The organism is Frankia sp. AvcI1 (genome assembly GCF_001420875.1).
In the GTDB taxonomy this organism is placed as follows: Bacteria; Actinomycetota; Actinomycetes; order Frankiales; family Frankiaceae; genus Frankia; species Frankia alni.
The window spans coordinates 28,694-48,264 of the sequence record NZ_LJFZ01000010.1; the positions used below are offsets into that span (position 1 = coordinate 28,694).

At 69.1% G+C, this 19,571-nt stretch carries 7 protein-coding genes and 29 pseudogenes; 6 read left to right on the plus strand and 30 right to left on the minus strand.

From position 1 onward, the window contains the following. Position 1: 1 nt before the first annotated feature. The 6 genes and pseudogenes from UK94_RS49440 to UK94_RS32495 form a co-directional block, all read left to right on the plus strand. A pseudogene (locus tag UK94_RS49440) lies at positions 2–848 on the plus strand (cyclic nucleotide-binding domain-containing protein); the annotation flags it as partial. 1 nt (position 849) lies between these two features. Beyond that, positions 850–1,671, plus strand: a pseudogene (locus tag UK94_RS49445) (NAD(P)/FAD-dependent oxidoreductase); the annotation flags it as partial. Positions 1,672–1,803: 132 nt separating this feature from the next. After that, positions 1,804–2,072 (plus strand): SDR family oxidoreductase (locus UK94_RS49450; RefSeq protein WP_268761318.1); only part of this gene is annotated, 269 nt, incomplete at its 3' end. Position 2,073: 1 nt separating this feature from the next. Beyond that, a pseudogene (locus UK94_RS49455) lies at positions 2,074–2,175 on the plus strand (NAD(P)-dependent oxidoreductase); the annotation flags it as partial. A 1-nt stretch (position 2,176) separates the two neighbouring features. After that, positions 2,177–2,294, plus strand: a pseudogene (locus UK94_RS73630) (hypothetical protein); the annotation flags it as partial. Positions 2,295–4,379: 2,085 nt separating this feature from the next. Continuing rightward, positions 4,380–5,038, plus strand: a pseudogene (locus UK94_RS32495) (CaiB/BaiF CoA-transferase family protein); the annotation flags it as partial. 731 nt (positions 5,039–5,769) lie between these two features. Here the strand turns inward: UK94_RS32495 and UK94_RS49460 are convergent. The 30 genes and pseudogenes from UK94_RS49460 to UK94_RS49605 all read right to left on the minus strand — a co-directional run. Next, positions 5,770–5,981, minus strand: a pseudogene (locus UK94_RS49460) (long-chain fatty acid--CoA ligase); the annotation flags it as partial. A gap of 1 nt (position 5,982) precedes the next feature. After that, positions 5,983–6,642: pseudogene (locus tag UK94_RS49465) on the minus strand (AMP-binding protein); the annotation flags it as partial. A 1-nt stretch (position 6,643) separates the two neighbouring features. Further along, positions 6,644–7,332: pseudogene (locus UK94_RS49470) on the minus strand (AMP-binding protein); the annotation flags it as partial. 116 nt (positions 7,333–7,448) lie between these two features. Next, positions 7,449–8,012 (minus strand): annotated as a pseudogene (locus UK94_RS49475) (amidohydrolase family protein); the annotation flags it as partial. Between the two features lies 1 nt (position 8,013). Continuing rightward, positions 8,014–8,062, minus strand: a pseudogene (locus UK94_RS49480) (hypothetical protein); the annotation flags it as partial. Between the two features lies 1 nt (position 8,063). After that, positions 8,064–8,243 (minus strand): annotated as a pseudogene (locus UK94_RS49485) (amidohydrolase); the annotation flags it as partial. 417 nt (positions 8,244–8,660) lie between these two features. Continuing rightward, positions 8,661–8,829, minus strand: a pseudogene (locus UK94_RS49490) (acetyl-CoA C-acyltransferase); the annotation flags it as partial. Between the two features lies 1 nt (position 8,830). Next, positions 8,831–9,604 (minus strand): annotated as a pseudogene (locus UK94_RS49495) (thiolase family protein); the annotation flags it as partial. Position 9,605: 1 nt separating this feature from the next. After that, a pseudogene (locus UK94_RS49500) lies at positions 9,606–9,866 on the minus strand (acetyl-CoA C-acyltransferase); the annotation flags it as partial. A gap of 23 nt (positions 9,867–9,889) precedes the next feature. Next, the coding region (locus UK94_RS49505) for a serine hydrolase (protein WP_235487658.1) at positions 9,890–10,435 on the minus strand (546 nt) is incomplete at its 5' end. Position 10,436: 1 nt separating this feature from the next. Then, a pseudogene (locus tag UK94_RS49510) lies at positions 10,437–10,561 on the minus strand (serine hydrolase); the annotation flags it as partial. 1 nt (position 10,562) lies between these two features. Next, positions 10,563–10,731 (minus strand): annotated as a pseudogene (locus UK94_RS49515) (serine hydrolase); the annotation flags it as partial. Position 10,732: 1 nt separating this feature from the next. Beyond that, positions 10,733–11,005: pseudogene (locus UK94_RS73635) on the minus strand (hypothetical protein); the annotation flags it as partial. Beyond that, the coding region (locus UK94_RS12465) for an acyl-CoA dehydrogenase family protein (RefSeq protein ID WP_235487660.1) at positions 11,002–11,784 on the minus strand (783 nt) is incomplete at its 5' end. The gene UK94_RS12465 and the pseudogene UK94_RS73635, both read right to left, overlap by 4 nt. A 124-nt stretch (positions 11,785–11,908) precedes the next feature. After that, positions 11,909–12,608: acyl-CoA dehydrogenase family protein (locus UK94_RS49525; RefSeq protein ID WP_235487662.1), on the minus strand; the 700-nt coding region annotated here is incomplete at its 5' end. Position 12,609: 1 nt separating this feature from the next. Continuing rightward, positions 12,610–12,792 (minus strand): annotated as a pseudogene (locus UK94_RS49530) (acyl-CoA dehydrogenase); the annotation flags it as partial. Position 12,793: 1 nt separating this feature from the next. Next, a pseudogene (locus UK94_RS49535) lies at positions 12,794–13,051 on the minus strand (acyl-CoA dehydrogenase family protein); the annotation flags it as partial. A 76-nt stretch (positions 13,052–13,127) separates the two neighbouring features. Continuing rightward, entirely contained in the window at positions 13,128–13,886 is a 759-nt protein-coding gene (locus UK94_RS12475) for an ABC transporter ATP-binding protein (RefSeq protein ID WP_011603776.1), read from the minus strand. Continuing rightward, positions 13,883–14,770: an ABC transporter ATP-binding protein gene (locus UK94_RS49540; protein ID WP_313949496.1), complete on the minus strand. Its 888-nt coding sequence runs from the start codon at positions 14,768–14,770 to the stop codon at positions 13,883–13,885. Before UK94_RS49540 ends, UK94_RS12475 begins: the two co-directional genes overlap by 4 nt. Positions 14,771–14,844: 74 nt before the next feature. Beyond that, positions 14,845–15,264 (minus strand): annotated as a pseudogene (locus UK94_RS49545) (branched-chain amino acid ABC transporter permease/ATP-binding protein); the annotation flags it as partial. 1 nt (position 15,265) lies between these two features. Further along, a pseudogene (locus UK94_RS49550) lies at positions 15,266–15,352 on the minus strand (hypothetical protein); the annotation flags it as partial. A 1-nt stretch (position 15,353) separates the two neighbouring features. Next, a pseudogene (locus UK94_RS49555) lies at positions 15,354–15,498 on the minus strand (hypothetical protein); the annotation flags it as partial. A gap of 31 nt (positions 15,499–15,529) precedes the next feature. Further along, a pseudogene (locus UK94_RS76060) lies at positions 15,530–15,745 on the minus strand (hypothetical protein); the annotation flags it as partial. A 23-nt stretch (positions 15,746–15,768) separates the two neighbouring features. Then, positions 15,769–16,569 (minus strand): annotated as a pseudogene (locus UK94_RS49570) (branched-chain amino acid ABC transporter permease); the annotation flags it as partial. Between the two features lie 28 nt (positions 16,570–16,597). Next, positions 16,598–16,663 (minus strand): annotated as a pseudogene (locus UK94_RS73645) (hypothetical protein); the annotation flags it as partial. A 1,758-nt stretch (positions 16,664–18,421) separates the two neighbouring features. Beyond that, positions 18,422–18,675 (minus strand): acyl-CoA dehydrogenase family protein (locus UK94_RS49580; RefSeq protein WP_268761319.1); only part of this gene is annotated, 254 nt, incomplete at its 5' end. Between the two features lies 1 nt (position 18,676). Beyond that, positions 18,677–18,978 (minus strand): annotated as a pseudogene (locus UK94_RS49585) (acyl-CoA dehydrogenase family protein); the annotation flags it as partial. 38 nt (positions 18,979–19,016) lie between these two features. Further along, positions 19,017–19,305 (minus strand): annotated as a pseudogene (locus tag UK94_RS49595) (acyl-CoA dehydrogenase family protein); the annotation flags it as partial. A 1-nt stretch (position 19,306) separates the two neighbouring features. After that, positions 19,307–19,406 (minus strand): annotated as a pseudogene (locus UK94_RS49600) (hypothetical protein); the annotation flags it as partial. Between the two features lies 1 nt (position 19,407). After that, positions 19,408–19,564: pseudogene (locus tag UK94_RS49605) on the minus strand (acyl-CoA dehydrogenase family protein); the annotation flags it as partial. Positions 19,565–19,571 lie beyond the last annotated feature (7 nt).

The following is a 19,571-nucleotide window of genomic DNA, read 5'->3' on the forward strand; positions in this document are numbered from 1 at the left end:
NTGGTCCGGGAGGGCGAACGGACCGAGGAGTTCCTGGTCATCCTGCGTGGCAAGGTACTTGTGATCACCGGGTACGGCACCGACGAGGAACGGGTGGTCCGGGTGCACGGACCCGGTCGTTACCTCGGTGAGCTGGGTTTGCTGGAGGGCCAGGTCTCCTTCTTCACTGCGATCGCCGGCGAGGACGGCGAGATACTTGCGGTGCCGCTGGACGTCCTGCGGGAGGTGACAAACCGCGACGCCGGTCTCGGCGACGAGATCGTGCGGACCTGCTTCCAGCGCCGATCGATGCTGATCGGCCTGGGCGCCGGATTCCGGATCATCGGCTCCCGCTACAGCCCGGACAGCCGGCGGCTGCGGGAGTTCGCCGCGCGCAACCGGATGCCGCACCGGTTCGTGGACCTGGAACAGGACCGCGAGGCAGAGCAGGTGCTGCGCGCCATCGGCCTGACGCCCCAGGACACCCCGGTGGTGATCTGGCGGGACACCCTGGTGCTGCGCAATCCGAGCAACACCGAGCTGGCCCAGGCCATCGGCCTGCCAGTGGGCCGATCGGACACGTCGGTGCGGGACGTGCTGGTCATCGGGGCCGGTCCCGCCGGGCTCGCGGCGGCTGTCTACGCCGCCTCGGAGGGGATGGCCACCACCGTGTTCGATGCCGTCGCCACCGGCGGGCAGGCGGGCACATCGTCCCGGATCGAGAACTACCTGGGCTTCCCCGCGGGGATCTCCGGGGCGGAACTCGCCGACCGCGCGGCCATCCAGGCGCACAAGTTCGGCGCCGAGATCAACGTGCCGGCCGAGGCGGTGGCGCTGGTACCGGACGGTGACCTGTACGTGGTCCGGTGNGACACCGGCGGCTCTCACACCGAGATCGTCAGCCGGACCGTAGTGATCGCCACCGGCGCGCGGTACCGCCGGCTGGACGTGCCCGGCATCGACAGGTTCGAGGGGACCGACGTCCACTACGCCGCGACGGTGATGGAGGCCCGCCTGTGCGCCAGCCGCCCGGTCGCGGTGGTCGGCGGTGGCAACTCCGCCGGGCAGGCCACGATCTTCCTGGCCGACATCGCGCCGGTCGTCCACCTGGTGGTCCGGGAGGACGACCTGGCCGCGAACATGTCGCGGTACCTGATCGACCGGATCATGCGGCATCCCCGGATTTTCGTCGTGCCGCACACGGAGGTCCAGCAGGTGCAGGGAGACGACTCGCTGCGAGCTGTCGTACTGCGTGACAAGCACACCGGTGAACAGCGCACGGTCCCGGCCGAGGCCCTGTTCGTCTTCATCGGCGCGAAGCCCTGCACCGGGTGGCTCGCGGACACCGTCGCGCTGGACGACCGCGGTTTCGTGCTCACCGGCACGGACGCAGAAGAAGCCATGACCAGGACCACCACCGCGACCAGTGCGGCAGGCAACGCCACGACCGCCGCCACGACCGCCGCCACGACGACGCGGGACGGCGCGCCGCGGCGTCCCGACTGCCGCACGAACATGCTGGAGACCAGTCAACCCGGCGTCTTCGCCGTGGGTGACGTGCGCAGCGGCACCGTCCGCCGAGTCGCCTCAGCCGTCGGCGAGGGCGCCACCGCCATCCGCATGTTGTACGCATACCTCGAAAGCACCGGCAGCCCGGCATCGGTGACCTTCAGAAGGAGCCGAGGCGGTTGAGGTCGTTCTCGGAGGCGGTGGTGGAGTTCCAGCCGGGGGAGGCGGCCCGGCGGCCTTCCGCACAGCGGCGGCTGGTGGCCTCGGCGAAGGTATGGAACGCGGCGGACGCCCACAAATTGGGCCATAAGTTCCGTGAACGGGCCGAGCACCGCTTCGTCGAAGAGGTCCGCGATGGTCACGGCCGGCAACGGCGGGTCGATCGTCTGTACCAGCTCGGGTGCGGGCGCGAAGTACGTGCAGAACCTCGCCGACTACAACGCCTCCAAGGCGGGCGTCATCGCCCTCGGTAGGACACTGGCCAACGAGCTTGCCGCCCAGCAGATCCGAGTCAACGTGCTGTGCCCCGGCACCGTGAACACCCCGCTCGTCACCGAGAACGCCGGCACGTTCAAGCTGTTCCGNCCCGATCTCGAGAACCCGACGATCGAGGACGCCAGGCCGGTCTTCGCCTCGATCATGCGGATGGGCCAGCCGTGGATCGAGCCGGTCGACGTCTCCAACGCCNTCGTCTTCCTCGCCAGCGACGAGGCGCGTTACATCACCGGCACGGTCATCCCGGTGGACCAGGGCTCGATGAACCGGGCTGTCCGACATGACTCGAGCACCACGGGATCCGGGTTGATNCCAGNCGCCCGGCCGCCCGTATCCGCCCGACGCGCAGTATTCACCAAAGTTCACCTCCCTGCCGGATCTCTCCCGGCACGGCGCGGGAGTGCGGGGCGGCTCATCGGTCCTCCGATGTCGGTTCGAGAAACGACGAGAGATCGCGGCGGAGCAGGAACTTCTGCACTTTCCCCGACGGCGTCCGCGGAAACTCCGTCGCGATGTGCAACCCTTCGGGCCACTTTACCTTGGTCAGGCCGGCGCCGAGCAGATGACGCCGCACCTGTTCCAGGTCCGGCCGTGTCGCTCCCGGCCGCAGCCGCANCACGGCGTGCGCGCGTTCCCCTGTGCTTTCGTCGGGCATGCCGATCTCAGCGNCTTCCACCACGCCGGGGAGGGCGAGCAGCACATTCTCGATCTCGCCTGGGCTGATGTTCACGCCGTTGCGGATGATGAGATCCTTGCTGCGACCGGTGATCGTCAACCAGCCTTCCGCATCGAGGAAGCCGATGTCGCCGGTCCGCAACCAGCCGTCGGCGTCGAACAGCTCCGCGTTCAGCTCGGGATCGAGGTAGCCGGTCATCAGGTCGGGACCGCGGGCGCAGACCTCGCCGGCCTCACCGGGCGCCGCCGTCTCGCCCGAATCCCGGAGAATCTTCAGCTCCACGCCGGGCAGCGGCCTGCCGTCCGTTGTCTCACGTTTGTCGGCCGGGTCGGTGACGGCGGCTCCGGTGATCGTGGGATGTTCGGTCAACCCGTAGCTGCGAACGACGTCGATGCCCAGCTGGCCGGCGCGTCTGGCGAGGGAGGTGGGCACGGGGGAGGCACCGAGCACGACGGAGTCGATCTGTGCCAGTCGTCCGGGGGTCAGGTCGGGAGAGTCAAGCAGGCTGGCCAGAAAATACACCGCCCCGGTGCCCGCGGAAAGGCCCGTGGCATCCATGGCAGCGAAGACGTCGGCGGGATCCCANGTATCCATGAGGTTCACGGGCTGGCCGCGGTGAATCGGCAGCAGGAGGCCCAGCAGCATTCCCGCGGCATGGGAGATCGGGCCGCNGGTGAGCTGTGGCCGGCTCGAGGACGGGACCAGAATGGGTAGATGCGACCGGACTTCGGCGCACAGCGATCTGTGCGTGTGGACGACGCCTTTCGGNGCCGATCCGGTCCCGGAGGTGAATGNCAGCAGTGCGATCTGGTCGGGGTCCGTCCGTATCGGTTCGCTCGCGATCGGTTCGCTCGCGCGGTGCGCGACGAAGGCATCGAAGCCTTCGCAGCCGGTGGGCACCGGTCCACCCACGACGACGATGTGCTCAACCGAGGGTGCTGTCGACCTCAACGCTGTCACGACGTCGGAGCATCGGGCGGGATCGGCGCCTGAGGTGATAACGACTCGGGCCCGACTCAGTCGCGCGATTTTCCCCAGATCCGACCCGCTGACGTAGTGGGGAACAGGGACGGCCACCGCGCCCGCGAACGCCAGGCCGGCGAACGAGACGGCGGCCTCCAGCCAGTTGGGGAGGTGAAAGATGACCGGGTCGCCCGATCGCACGTTGCGGTGGTGCAGGGAACCGGCCACTCGGGTGGCCAGATCCCGCACATCCCGATAGGTGCCGGAGTATGNCCGAGTTCGGGACCAGACGCGGAAGACCGTGTCCGGCCGGCCGGTGAGACCATGATCAATTAATTGTCCCAGGGTGGTGTCGTCCCACCAGNCCCGGCGGAGATAGTACTGGCGGCGTGACGCCTGGACCATCGAATCCTGACGGGTCATCCTGGCGCCCACCTTCTCGTGACATCGCTGCAACCGAATGATTTATGGACTATAGTACAGAAATTATCTCCAGGTAAAGCCCCAGCTGCGGGACCTGGCGGCCGAGTGGGTGCGGAAGTGCGGCGCCGACGGCGCCGGCGGCGCCCGGAGAAGATCTTGGTGGCTNTGTGGCCCGGGTCGCCGTGAATTGGCCTCCGGAACGCGTGGGCGAGCGAGTCCGCCTGATCGTCCGCCCGCAACCTGGAGCAAGGTTGGGAAATCTGAGCTGACCGCGCGGTGGAACGCGTCGGTCGCATCAGCCGGCGTGAGGTGAGCCCGCCAGGAAGAGGAGCTGATGCCAGGACCCTTACAGGATCTCCGGGTGCTCGAACTCGGCGGGATCGGCCCGGGGCCGCATGCCGCCATGCTGCTGGCCGATCTGGGGGCGGATGTCGTCCGGGTGGAGCGGCCGGCCAGTGGTCTGCAGGTACTGCCCGAAGAGGCAGAGGCCTGGATGCTGCGCGGCCGTAGTTCTGTTTCGGCGAATCTGAAGGAATCGCGCGGCCGTGATATCGTACTCGCGCTTGCCGGGCGCGCGGACGTGCTGATCGAGGGATAGCGCCCGGGCGTGACAGAGCGGCTCGGCGTGGGGCCCGACAACTGCCTCGAGCGCAACCCGCGCCTCATCTATGCGCGTGTGACCGGATGGGGCCAGGACGGGCCGCTGGCCCTGTGGGCGGGACACGACATCAACTTCATCTCGCTCACGGGAGTGCTCAACGCGATCGGGACCGAGGGCGCGCGGCCCACGCCGCCGCTCAACCTTGTCGGCGACTTCGGGGGCGGCTCGCTCTATCTGGTAATGGGTGTTCTGGCCGCCCTGTATGAGCGGGAACGGTCCGGCGAAAGACAGGTTCTCGACGCGGCAGTCGTCGACGGGACGTGCTCGCTCGCGTAGATGATGTGGGCGGGACGCGCGGGGGTGGCTGGTCGGACGAACCGGCGAGCAACCTGNTCGACTCCGAGGCTCCGTACTATGACACCTACAGCCTCGGGATGTTCCTCGCCGATCTCGATGCAGATGTGATCAAGGTTGAGGCGCCACCGCGGGGCGATTATCTGCGCTACTTTCTCGGCCAGCTCGAACCCGGTTACAGCGTGCCGCATCTGCAGGTGAACAAGAACAAGCGCTCAATCGCGCTGGACGTGCGCNCCGACGCTGGCCGGGAGGTGTTCTGGCGCCTGCTGGACGGTGCGGAGAGCTTCCTCGACGGATAGCCTTCGGGGCGAACGGGCCGTACCGTGGTATCCCGGCGCACGGGATGATGATGGGCGCGGTGGCCGGGGCGCACCTGCTGGCCCGCGGCGACGACGGGCTGCTGCACCCGCGGGAGCCGACCACGGCANGCACCGAGATGGCCGACGAGGCAACGGTGGTGGGGGCGATGCAGGCTGCCCTCTACGCCTGCGCCGCCCTCATCCGGGCCCGCGAAACACGGATCTACAACCGCACCGNCGCCCCGCTCCTCGGCCAGCACAACACCGAGATCCTGCGCGACCTGCTCGGCCTCTCCGACGAAGCAGTCAAGACTCTCGAAGCCAACGGCGTCATCGGCACGGAACCCAGGACCGGTGGTCGTAGTCGTGGCATGCGGTAGCACGCACCGCGCCGGCCGAGGCCCATCAGCGCACAAATCAGCGCTGTTGTGCGTTGCGGGGAGACGGCGCAGGCCGGCCCAGGAGCGTCAGGTCTGGTCGCGCAGCGCCCGGCGCAGGAGCTTCCCGCTGGTCGTCTTCGGAATGTCGTCGACCAGCTCGAGCAGCCGCGGGTACTTGTACGCCGCCATCCGTTCCCGGGCGAAGGCGATGAGTTCCTGCGCGGTGGCGTTCGCTCCCGGCACGAGCGAGACGTACGCCTTCACGGTCTCGCCGCGGTAGTCGTCGGCGACGCCGACGANGGCTGCTTCTCGTACCGCCGGATGCTCGTAGAGTACGTCCTCGACCTCGCGCGGCCAGACCTTGTAGCCGCCCGCGTTGATCTGATCCTTCTTGCGATCCACGAGATAGAACCAGCCGTGCTCGTCCATGAAGCCGACGTCGCCGGTCCGCAGCTCGCCGGCGACGAAGGCCTGGGCGGTCTCCGCGGGTTTGCGCCAGTAGCCCGCGCAGACCTGAGGTCCCGATACCGCGATCTCCCCGATCGTGCCGGGAGCGCAGGGCGCGCCCGCCTCGTCGAGGATCCGCACGGTCGTGTCGAAGACCGGTATGCCGACGGCGAGCGCACCGCTCACGGGATCGACAGGCGCCTCGACCCCGAACGGCACGCCCATCGCCGGAGAGGTCGTCTCGGTCAGGCCGTAGATGTTGTGGATGTAGATCCCGAAGCGCTGCTGGAAGGCCCGCGCCGTGGCGGGGGCGATCGGCGCGCCGCCGGAGTAGAGGGCTCGCAGCGAGGTGAGCGCGTCGGGATCCGTGTCGGCGGCGTTCATCAGCGCGATGAAGACCGTGATGGACCCGACCATGAAGGTCGCCCGCTCGTCGCGGACGGTGCGCAGCAGGTCCGACACGTCGAACCGGTAGGTCAGCACCAGCGGTGCCCCGATCAGCAGCGACACCGCNATGTGGGCGATGAGACCGGTGATGTGGAACAGCGGCGCAACACCGAGAACGACGTCGTCACCGTTCAGCCCGACCCAGTCGCGGAAGGTCTGGGCGTTGAACACGGCGTTGCCGTGCGTCGTCATGGCCCCCTTCGGGGGCCCGGTGGTCCCCGAGGTGTACGTAAGAAGGGCGACGTCCGAACCCTGCAACGCCGGGCGGACCGGACGTTCGCCGTCGTGCTCGCCGACGAGCTCGAGCAGGTCGTGCGTCCCCTCCGCCCGGGTGCGCACGATGCCCGTGAGCAGCGAAGACTCGTCGGCCGCGAGGTCGAGCTCCGAGGTCGTCAACACCGTCCGGACGGCCGTGCTCCGCACCACCGCGGCCGCGACGTCGCGGTACAACGATTCGAGGCTGACCAGCACGGTCGCTCCGGAGTCGTGCAGGATCTCCGCGAGCTCCCGCGCCTTGTACATCGGGTTGGCCGACACCGCAACGCCGCCTGCCTTCCACACCGCCACCTGCGCGATGACGAACTGCGGCACGTTCTGCAGGTAGAGCACGGCACGGTCGCCCGCCGCGAAGCCCAGCGCCAGCAATCCGCTCGCCAACGCATCGCTCATCCGGTCGAGCTCGGCAAAGGTGATCGAGCGGCCGAAATAGCGGATGGCCGGCCGGTCCGGCACCCGCCGTACCGACGCCTCGATCATGTCGAGGATCGAGGCGAATTCCGGCTCGATGTGCGTCGGTAGTGTCGACGGGTAGAGGGAGTGCCACGCCTCGGTGGGTGTGGCGGCTTCGCTCGTCACAGCGCGCGTAGCAGCCNGAGGCCGTTGTCGCGCAGGAACGCCCGCCGGCGTTCGTCCCCGAGTGCGCTGACCCTGTCGAAGAAGTCCGCCGGCTCGCGCATGCCCTCGGCGTGCGGCCAGTCCGAGCCCATGAGCAGGCTGTCCGTGGTGCCGAGCCGGTCGGCGAGTGCCACCACGTCGTCCTCCGGATACGGGACCACCCGGACGAACTGCTGGAAGATCGTGCTCGGGCGTTCGGTGAGCGGGCCGCCCAGCCACGGACCATTGCGCCCCATGCCGCGGCTTTTGTCCATGTGCTTGACGAAGTGCGGCACCCACTCGGCGCCGAACTCGCTGACCAGGACCCGGATGTTCGGGAAGCGCCCGAACAGGTTGTCAAAGATGAGCGCCGACAGGGTGTCGGTGATCGGCCGCTCGCCGTAGGTGTTCTGCCACTGCCAGGCGGAGAACTGGAACGGCGGGACCAGACCCCAGCCCCACGGGGAGGCGACGTTGTCCTGGTAGAAGAACTCTGTGATGTGATAAGCCAGCACGGCTCCGGCCTCGTTCATCCGCTTCCAGAACGGGTCGAAGTAGGGGTCNCCCGGCGTCCGCCCGTAGGCCGGGCCGGTCGGCAGCATGATGAAGCGAGNCCCGGCCGCCAGCACCCGGTCGAGCTCCGCGACGGCCCGGTCGAGGTCCCGCAGAGACAGCAGCGCCGGCGCGTAGGACCGGTCCTTGTAGTTGAATCCCCAGTCCTCGTCGATCCAGCGATTGAACGACTCGAGATTGTCGTACAGCGGGCCCACGCCCTGGAGGTAGGCCTCCGCCATCAGCGCCCAGNCACCCGGGTACATGATCGAGCGCTCGACCTGCTGTTCGTCCATCTGCTTGAGCCGCACGTCCCGGTCGAGGTACTCCGGCTGCAACGGCTGCCAGAAGCGCTCGGCGTCGGCGGCCTCCCCGGAGGCGCGTTGGCGCAGCATCTCCGCCAACGAGCCGGGAACGTAGACCTGGTCGAGGTCGTTCTCGAGGGCGGTGACGATCCGGTCGCCGGCCAGCAGCACCTTCTTGCCGCTCGGCGCGACGATCGGCGCCACCGCGCTGTCGATCCTGGACTTGGGCATGTGCCGGGTGAAGCAGTCCTCGGCCTCGTAGGAGTGCTGGTCGAAGTCCACGAGCTGGTAGGGCAGTCGCCCGACGGTGTTCTCGATCATGGCCATCAGAGGTAGTCCTTCGTCATGCTGGTGTCAGGAACGGGAAGTGGGCGCGGGCACGTCGAGCACGATCGCGGATCCCATGCCCCCACCCGCGCATAGCGCCGCGACGCCGGTCCCCCCACCACGCCGTCGCAGCTCATGGACGAGCGTCGTAATCATGCGGGCGCCACTGGCCGCGATGGGGTGACCGAGGCTGCAGNCGGACCCGTTGACGTTCACGGTCGCCGGGTCGATGTCGAGGGCCCGGGTCGTGGCCACGCACATCGAGGCGAAGGCCTCGTTGATCTCGAACAGGTCGACGTCGCCCAGCGCCGTCCCCGAACGTGCGAGCGCCATCATGATGGCCTCGACGGGAGCGAGCCCCGTACGCACCGGGTCGACTCCCACCGAGGCCCAGCCGCGCACGAGCGCGAGCGCCTCGACCCCCTCCTGCCGGGCGAGGTCGTCCGCGAGGAGGGCCATCGCCGCCGCCCCGTCATTGAGGCCGGAGGAGTTCCCCGCGGTGATCGAGAAGCCCTCGATCTCGGGGTGCAGCACCTTGAGCCCGGCGAGCTTCTCCGCGGTCGTGTCCCGGCGGGGGTGCTCGTCAACGCCGAAGACGACCTCGGTCCCGTCGACCCGGGTCACCTTGACCGGGACGATCTCGTCCTCGAACCGGCCGCCGTCGATGGCCGCGACCGCCTTGCGGTGGGACTCCGCCGCCCACGCGTCCATCTCCTCGCGGGAGACGCCCGCGATCTGCGCGGTGTTCCAGCCGACCGTGATCGACATGTCGATCGCAGGCGCCGTCTCCGTGGGCTGGTGGGACGGCGACATCCACCGCGCGGGATCGAAGTCACGGGTGCCCGGGATGCGCTGATGCACACTCGGCGTGAGTGACAGCGACTCCGTGCCACCTGCGATGACCGCCCGCCCCATGCCGGCGCGGATGTCCGCCGCCGCCGTGATCACCGCGGACAGACCCGAGGCGCACTNCCGGTTCTGGGCGAGCCCCGGCACCGAGGTCATGCCGAGGCGGACCGCCGTGTGGCGCGCGATGTTGCCGCCGCCCTGCATGACCTCGCCCAGCACGACGTCGTCGTACGCCTCGGACGGCAGCCCGCTGCGCTCGAGCGCGGCGGCTACCACGTGCTCGGCGAGATCGAAGGCGGAGGTCGCTGCAAGAGTGCCCTTGTTCGCGGTACCGATGGCGGTACGGGCCGCGGAGACAATCACTGCATCGGGTCGGACCGGCATGGCTGTCCATCTCCTTGGTTGCGTCAGGGCACCAGATCGGCGGCGAGGTTGGCGACGTTGGTGAGGAAGGCGGTGCCGCTGCGCGTGTAGTCGTAGCCGCGAAGCGGATAGCCGTTGCTGAGCAGCGCGAACGAGACGTCCGTCTCGGGGTCGTAGAACGCCAGCTGGTATGCGGCGCCGCCGTGCCCCCAGGTGCGCGGTGACCCTGTCGTCGGCATCCAGTTCCCGCCGGTCGCACCGCTGACCGTGACGAACAGGCCCATGTTCACTGGCGTCGCGGAGCCGCCGTAGAGCTGGTCACCCGCGGGTATTGCGCTCAGCCGGATCCGCGTGGCATCGTCCACGACCGCTGCGTCCCACCGGCCGGAGTGGGCTACCGCCTGGTAGAACAGCGCCATGTCGGTCGCCGATCCGACCATCGAGTGGCTCGGCTCACCGGCGGCCAGCACCTCGGGCCGGGCGAGGAACCAGGGACCCCACGGATCGACGTCCTGGTCGGCGGACGTCCGGTCCACGGCGACCATCGGCGCCACGGTCGATGCCTGCTCCTCAACCGGCACACCCAGCTGNAGCGACAGGCCCAGGGGTTCGCTGATCTCCGCCGCGAGGTACTGCCCTGCTGTGCGGCCCGTCCGGCGCTCGATGATTTCCGCGAGCAGCCACGCGGCCGACGTGAGGTGGAACTGGAGCGCGCTNCCGGGTGCATAGTCGAGCCGCCACCGGCCGAACGCCTCAAGCCGTTGTGCGCGGTCCAGCATGCGTGGAAAACCCAGCGGTGCGAACGGGAAGCCCGCCGTGTGCAGGAGGACTTGTTCGACGGTGACCTCCGCCTTGCCGTTCGCCCCGAACTCGGGGATCACGTCGGNCACCCGCTCCTCGACGGACAGCAGCCCGTCTCCGATGAGCCGCCAGACGAGCGAGGCCAGCACCGGTCGGCCGACCGACTGCAGCACGTACCGGGTGGCGGTGGTCGCCGTACCGAAGTTCTCCGACGCGACGAGCACGCCGTCCTGCGCGACGGCGACCTGGGCCGAAGGGAGCGGACCGTGCGTGGGGCCAAGGGCGATCCGCGCGAGTAGCAGATCGACCCGACGGCGGTCGATGTGACCGCGCACAGCAGTCGTGTCGGTCGCGGTCACGGTGTTATCGCCCCGTCGACGAGCCGGCGGCCCAGTCTCTCCTCGAGGAAGCCGGACTCGCCTGCGAGCGCGTCAAGCGACGCGGCCCGCCGGACATAGCCGTGGAGCTTGTGCTCCCACGTGAGGCCGATGGCGCCGAAGACCTGCATGGCTGTCCGCATGGTGTGGTCCGCGGCGCGACCGGCGGCGGCCTTGGCGAGGCAGGCATCGTCCGCATCGCCCGAGTTCCAGGCGGCCCCGACCAGCTCCTGCGCGGCCGTGAGGTGCACGTGGGCCTCGGCCAGCCGGTGACGGACGGCCTGGAAGCTGCCGATCGGTCGACCGAACTGGGTGCGCTGCGACACGTACGTTATGGCCAGGGCCAGCGCTTCCAGGCCCACGCCGACCAGTTCGGAGGCAAGCGAGCGTCGCGCCGCGGTCAGGGCCGCGGACCAGGCCGCACCGTCGACCGGACGGCCGGACGCATCCGCACGGAGCACGACCCGGCGGGCGCCGAGCGTCGTGTCCAGCAGCCCGATGCCGTGCGGGCCGATGTCGTGCGGGTCGATGTCGGACTTCGTGAGGAAGACCGCGGACCGCAGGTCCCCGACGACCAGCTTCTCCGGGATGACATCGGTGAGGAGGATCGCCAGGTCACCGGACCTGGCACGAACGGGGATCGTCACGCCCGTCCCGACGTCGACGCCGAGCGCCTCGCAGAGGGAGGTGTTCAGGACATCGCTGGCCGCGAGCGCCCTGCCCTGTTCCTCGAAGAAGGCGACGTCCGTCTGCGCGGGGTCNTCGTGGCGCGCGTCGTCCCAGCCGAGGTCCGCGAGGTCCTTGTTGACGACGGAGGGGTCGGCGCCGGCGGCGAAGACCCTGCGCAGCGTCAGGCGGAGCTCGTTGAGCGTGTCGGCGTCCATGTCAGGCCTTCCCCTCACTGGGGAGCTTCAGCACGTGGTCGGCCAGAATCGACCGCTGTACCTCGGCGGAGCCGCCGTAGATGGAGGCTGCGCGGGTGTAGAACCACTCGGAGCGGGCGTCGTCGAGGTCCTCGGTGGCGAAGGTGAATGCGGCCAGGTCGACGGCCCGAGCGGCATCGGCGACCGCCTGCTCGGCCGTTGCCAGCAGAACCTTGTCGACGGACGTCTCCGGGCCGGGCGTCTCGCCCTCGGCCAGGCGCGCGATGGTGTGCCAGGTCCGGGCGCGCAGGGCGCGCTGGGCGGCGAGAGCCCGGCCGACCTCCCGGCAGCCGATCGGATCGGCGGGGTCGACTCGCCGGGCGAGCCGTGCCAGCCGTCCGCGCAGGCGCGCCATGCGCAGCCACGCATACATCCCCCGCTCGAACTGCAGGAGATACATCGCCACGGACCAGCCTTTGTCAACCTCCCCGATGAGCGAACTCCCGGCGACCGGCGCATCGTCGAAGAAGACTTCCGAGAGTTCCTCTTCTCCGTTGGCCAGCCGGATGGGCCGGCGCGTGATGCCGGGACCCGACAGGTCAACCATCAGCATCGTGAGGCCGCGATGCCGACTCTCGGCACTTCCGGTTCGGACGAGCGCCACCATGCGGTCGGCAAGGTGCCCGTAGCTGCTCCAGATCTTCTGGCCGGAGACGAGGAAGNCGCCCCCGGTGGGCACGGCACGACAGCGCAGGGAGGCCAGGTCGCTGCCGGCTTCGGGCTCCGAGAAGCCCTGGCACCACAGCTCCTCTCCGCGCAGGTACGGCAGCAGCAGCTCCTTCGCCAGCGTGGGGGCGAACCGGATGACCGCGGGCCCCACCGTCTCGATGACCGTGAACTGCTCCGNCACACCGATCCCGGCACCCTCGAGCTGGTCGTAGAGGACCGCCCGCTCGCGGATGTCCCCCCCGCTGCCCCCGACGTCCTCCGGCCAGCCGCGCAGGCTCCAACCGTCGGCCGCCAGCAGGGCCATCAGGCCGCGTCCCAGCTCGAGCCGGTCGGACACGGATGAGGGGTGCTCGTGGCGGAAGACAGCGAGCTCGGCCGCGCGCTCGTCGGTCCAGGCATGGAACTGCGCCGCCAGCGAGGTCAGATCTGCAGCCATCGTTCTCCTTCCACTGCAACGTGGAACCCTGGCTTATTTATGGACTGTAGTACGAAAAATAGACGGCCGCAAGCAGTCAGGCGGTCAGCTCGGCTCCCAGATAGGCACCCAGCAGCTGCTGTTCGTCGACGTCGGAGGCCGAGCCGCTGTAGACGACCTCGCCGTGGTCGAGGAGGAGGACATGGGGGGCGAGAGCCAGTGCGCGCTGCACGAACTGCTCGACGATCACGAGCGCGCACCCCGCAGCGGCCAGCGAGGCGAGGGCCTCGAAGAGCTCGTCGACCAGACGCGGCGCGAGCCCCATGCTCACCTCGTCGACGAGCACCAGCTTCGGTTCGGCGACGAAGGCTCGGGCGAGCGCCAGCATCTGCTGCTGGCCGCCGCTGAGGCTGCCCGCCCGCTGGTCGAGACGCCCGCGCAGGTCGGGGAACGCGGCGAGGGCGGCGTCCCACGATCCGGACGGCGACCACGGCGGCACGGCGAGCCGGAGGTTGTCGCGAACGTCGAGGTTGCGGAACACACCCCGGCCGTCGGGGATGCTGCACAGTCCGGCCCGGGCCCGCCGGTGCGGGGCGGCGGCGGTCACGTCGACACCGTCGAGCTCGATCGTCCCCGAGGCCGCGCGCAGGGCGCCGGAGAGCGTTCTGAGCAGCGTCGTCTTGCCGGCCCCGTTCGCGCCGAGCACCGCGACGGTGGCCCCGGCGTCAAGGGACAGCGAGACGTCCCGCAGCACCGTGGTCCGGCCGTAGCCGGCGGTGATCCCGCGGGCGGAGAGCAGCGGGCGCGTGTCCGCCATCCCCGCTGCGTGCCCGGGGCCTTCCTGCGGTTGCGTCATCGGGTCACCTTCTCCGTGTCGGCGGGCGACTGCTCGTCCGGCGAGGTCGCTGGTTCGGCGACCGAACCGCCGAGGTACGCCTCTCGGACGGCGGCCGAGGCGACGACGTCCGCCGGCGGGCCGTCGAAGATCTGCCGGCCGAAGTCCAGGACGTAGATGTGGTCGCAGACCCTCGTCACGAGTCCCATGTCGTGCTCGACCAGCAGGATCCCGACCCCACGGGCACCGACGACCTCGAGCAGCGTGTCGCCGAAGCGCACGGTCTCCGCCCGGTCGAGGCCGGACGAGGGTTCGTCCAGGAGCAGGACCTTGGTATGTCCGGCCAGTGCCCGCGCGAGGTCGACGAGGCGGCGCTGTCCGGTCGACAGAGCACCGGCGGGTCGCGCCGCGAGGTCCGTGATGCCGCAGAGCTCCATTGCTTCATCCGCGGCGCGTCGCACCTCGCGCATCTGCGCGCGGGTCCCCGAGAGCTGGCGCAGCGCACTGCTCCCGGCGAACCGGGCCTCGGCGCCCATCGCCACGTTGTCGTACACCGGTAGCGAGTCGAACAGCTGCATCTGCTGGAAGGTGCGTCCCAGGCCGAGGCGCGCCCGGGCGGCCGGTCCGCGACGCGTGACGTCGCGCCCGTCCAGCTCGACCCGGCCCTGCGCCGGTCGGAGCAGACCGGAGCAGGCGTTGAAGGTGGTCGTCTTGCCGGCGCCGTTGGGCCCGATGAGTCCGGTGATGCGGCCGACCGGCGCCGACAGCGACACGCCGTCGACGGCCACGACACCGCCGAAGCGGACGGTGAGTTCGTGGGTGTCGAGGCTGCCCGAGGCGAGTCGCGGCGGCGTCCTCGAGCCTGCGTGCCCGGCGGCGACCGACGCTGTCGACGGGAGGATCACCGACGGCCCTGTGGAGGTCTCTCCCTTCCAGCGAGCCGGGAGCGCCGCGGGCAACCGCTCGCTCAGTCGCTCGNTCACCTGGCGGAACAACCGGTCGCTCAGGGGGAGGAGCAGAGCGGCCGCACCGAACAGGAGCTGCAGACAAGTGGCCGTCGTCGCCCCCGAGAACGCGGCGAGGGCGGGAATCAGGATCAGGCCGAAGGAGGCGAACAGCGCATACCAGGGGTCACGCCCGGGAACGATCATGATCAGCGCGAAGAACGTCAGGGACAGCAGCGGGCTGTAGGCGTCCCCGCTCACCTGCTGCGCGGAGACGCCCTGCAGGGCGCCGGCCTCGGCCGCGAGGAACGCGCTCAGGCAGAAGACGAGGATGCGGGTGACGTTGATGGAGCTGCCCGACGTCGCCAGTCCCACCGGGCTGTCGGCCAGGGCGCGCAGCAGGCGTCCGAGTCGACTACGGGTGATCATCAGCGTCGTGGCCGCGGCGGCGGCGGNGAGCACCAGGACGAGGTAGTAGTAACCCTTGTCCGAGGAGACGGACAACCAGCTCACGGCGGGCCGGGACAGCGTGAGTCCGACGCCNCTCTCGCCGAACATGTAGTGCTCTGTGTAGAACATGTACTGCAACAGGATTCCGAAGCCGAACGTCGCGAGGGCCAGGTAGAGCCCCGAGAGCCGGATCGCCGGAATCGCGAGCACCGCACCCACCGGAATCGCGATCAGACCCGNGACGATGAGTGCGAGGAGCCAGGGCAGGTNCTCGCTCTGGGTCAGGTGGCTCATCGCGCTGACACCGATGGCCATGAAACTCACATGGCACAACGACACCTGTCCGGACGTACGGACGAGCAGGCCGAGCGACAGAAACAGGATCACGTAGGACAGCGCGTTGGTCCAGTCGGTCAGATGGAGCGTGTCGATCTGGGGGATGAAGGCGAGCAGCACCAGAACTGCCGCCCCTCCCACGCCCTGCACCGGCCACGGGACGACGAGGGCANGGCTACGCGGAACGATCCGGGAATCATCGGAGAGGCGTCGGCGCGACGAGATCAGCAACACGACGAACAGGACCAGGAAGGGCAGGGCCGGCGCCAGACCGGTCAGGACTCCGGTGGTGAACTGCTTGGTGCACAGTTGCTGCGCGACGCCGATGACCAGGCCACCGCCATAGGTGAGCGGAAGACTGCTGAACCTGCCGATCGCCGCGGCGCCGAAGGCGGTCACCACGAGGAAGGTCAGGTTGAGCGGATTGAGCTCCGCAAGCAGCGGAGCCAGGAGCACTCCCGAGGTTGCCGCGAAGGTCGCGCCGATGATCCACGACCAGCGCCGAACCGAGAGGGCCGAGGTGCCTGCGGCGTCCAGCAACGGGCCGTCGTCGACGACGGCCCTCATCGCCGCACCCAGCCTCGCCCGGCGGAAGAACACGGCGAGGGCCGCGGTCGCGGTGACACCCAGGACCGCGATGATCACCTGGGCGGCCGTGATCGGGGTGCTGCCGAGGTGAAAGCTCGACTGAGGGAGGTATTGCGGGACCACGCGGGTGGTCGTGCTGTCGTAGCGCAACGACACGATCGACACGACGACGAGTAGAAAGCCGATCGTGGACGCGATGCGCACGCTCAGACCGGTCGCGCCGAGAGAACGTGCGATCAGCTCGAAGAGCAGTCCGAGGACCGGGCCGCCGACCAGTACGCAGATCGCCGCCGCTAATCCCCAGGGCAGGTTCGCGTGGACGTTTAGCTCGTAGAAAAGGTACGCGGCAACGGTCGCCAGGGCCCCGTGGCCGAGGTTGAAAAGCCNGGACGTCTTGTAGGTGAGGACGAGGCNCGTCGCGGCGAGCCCGTAAACGGAGCCGGTGACCAAACCGGCGATGAGATAGGGGAGGTAGGTCATGCGCTCGAGTCCTCAGATCGATGTGGCGGCGGAGCGGGCGCACCCGGGACGGGGCTGGCGGTGCCCCGGCCCCGGTGCGTTTCCGGCGAGCGTCAGCCCTACGACTTACCGATCTGTGAAACGATCCCGGCTACAAGCGCGTCCGGGGCACAGGTCGTCTTGCTGCCGTTCGGCTGGGTGAACTTCCCGCCGTCGATGCCCATCGTGAAGTAGCAGTTCACGAGCGGTGCCTTGCCCTGGGTGAAGGTCAGCGGTGGCGTCAGTCCGTCGAGAGTCTCGCCCTTGAGCCCGTACAGAGCTGTCTTGAGCGAGCTGGCGGTGATGTCGCTGCCCGCGGTCGCGGCGGATCTGGCGGCCTTCTCGAAGAGCCTTCCGGCGGCGAAGGCGTACAGGCTGGCCGGGCCGTTGCTGTTACCCAGCTTCGGGAGGTACTTGGCGAGCAGCGCCTGGTAGGCCTGTCCGCCCGGCGTCGTCGTGTCGATGAAGGGCAGGGCCNCCTCGGCGAAGCGCGCCCCGTCGAGACTGGGCTCGGTCGCCCAGGCCGGCGAGGGTGTCCCGTCGTCGCTGAGNGGTTCGGCCTTGAGACCAAGCTGGCTGCATGCCCGGGAGACACGGATCACCACCGCGGAGGCGCTGGCAACCGAGTAGCTCTGGACGCCNGCGTCCTTCAGCTGCTGGCATACCCCGGTGTAGTCGGGAGCTGTCGCCGAGACCTTGCTGGNCACCGGCACCTGAACTCCGATGGCGCTGGCGATGCCCTTCACCAGGGGAACGGAGCTCGCGCACTGCGGCGCCTCGGCGCAGTAGAGGAACCCGAACTTGTTTCCCACCTGCTTCGCCAGTGCCAGCTCCCCGTAGAGCAGCGCGAAGGCGTTGGTCCCCGCCGGGAAGAAGTCGGCGTTCGTGGCAAAGGGAATGTTGATCGGCAGGCCACCGATGACTGGCACGCCGGTGCTCGCGATGTACGAGGCCCAGGTCGTGTCGGCGTTGTCCTGTTCGCCGACGATCGCGACGACCTTCTCTCGCTGAACGAGCTCCTTGNCCGCCGCCAGGCCCCCCGTGACGTTGTTCCCCAGGTCCTTGATGACGAGGTCGACGGGGTGCCCGGCAATGCCGCCGCCGTCATTGACCGACTGCGNCCACGCCTTGAGCACTTCAACGGAGCCGCCCTCGGACGACGCCTGGCTGCCGCTGAACGACCCGATGCTGCCAATCTTGATCGGTGTGCCCTTGAGTGTCGATAACGCCTTGGGGCTCGACGTACTCGACGTACTCGACGAGCCACACGCGCCGGTTATGAACAGAACGACGAACGCGACGGCCGCTGACGCGACCACCCGCTTCCTGAGCATGGGGGCTCCCTTGTCCCTGGTGTCAAGTTGAGCGCGACGTCCGAGTGATCCGTCGTCGGCCAGGCCGCACACCCGGTCCGGCGGAAGCCGGAGGCACAGGTACGCGGACCAGGAGTGCCGCGCTCCGGTGAGCGCGGCATCCGGTGATCGGTGGATCTCCGTCAGCCCGGAAGCTGTGCACGTGGCCTCGGTGCCTGCCCCATCGCGGGGACTCCCGTGCCACTCGCGTACCCGGCCCGAGCCGCCGGGCTGATCCAACGTCGGCCGTCGCCGGGCGTCATTATTGGACCAGGGAGCGAAAAATAGCAAGACTTGTCACAGATTTCCTTGCGCTACAGCCGCACCGCCGACGCGCGAGTCGGGTCCGTGGACCGGCGGCCGGACCTCGCCGCTTCGGGGTCCCGGGTCAGAAGCCCAGCGAACGCCCGATGAGGTCCTTCATGATCTCGTTGGTGCCGCCGTACAGTCGCTGCACGCGCGAGTCGCGCCACAGCCGGGCGATCTCGTACTCGTTCATGTAGCCGTAGCCGCCGTGGAGCTGCAGGCAGCGGTCGAGGATCTCCCACTGCGTCTCGGTCGCCCAGTACTTCGCGCCGGCGGCCTCCGCAGCCGTCAGCTCGCCGGCGTTCACGGCCTCGATACACCGGTCGACGTAGGTCTNCATGACGTCGACCTTCACCGACATCTCGGCGATGGCGTGGCGGTTGACCTGGAAGGTGCCGATCGGCTGGCCGAAGGCGCTGCGGTCGGAGGCGTACTGCTTGGTCAGCTCGACCGCGCGCCGAGCCTGGCTGACCGCGTTGATCGCGATGCCCAGGCGTTCCGCCGGGAGGTTGCTCATGAGGTGGTAGAAGCCTCGGTTCTCCTCGCCGATGAGGTTCTCGACCGGCACCTTCACCTCGTTGAAGACGAGCTCCGCGGTGTCGGCCGACTTCTGCCCGATCTTGTCGAGGTTGCGGCCCCNCTCGAAGCCCTCCATACCGCGCTCGATCGCGAGCAGNCTGATGCCCTTGCGGCCCGCGGCGGGATCGGTCTTGACGACGGTCACGACGAGGTCGCTCAGGAGCCCGTTGCTGATGAAGGTCTTCGAGCCGTTGACGACGTAGTGGTCTCCCGCGCGCCGGGCGGAGGTCTTGACGCCCGCCAGGTCGGACCCCGCCCCGGGCTCCGACATCGCGATGGCAGTGATCAACTCTCCGTTGACGAAGCCGGGGAGCCACCGCTCCTTCTGCTCGTCCGTCGTCATGTCCACGAGATATGACGCCATGATGTCGTTCTGCAGCCCGATGCNGATGCCGACCGTGCCGGTCGCGTACATCTCCTCCGTCATGATCGCGTTGTACCGGAAGTCCTTGATGCCCTGGCCGCCGAAGGCTTCGGGGGCTTCCCAGNCGATGAGTCCCATCGCTCCCGCGACGAGCCAGGGCTCGCGGGCGGTGACGCCGGCCTTCTCCCACTCGGCGGAGTGGGGGGCGCACTCCTTGTCGTAGAAGGCGCGAGCGATCTCGCGGAAGGCCCTGTGCTCGTCGGTGAACAGCTCGCGCTTCATGCCGGCT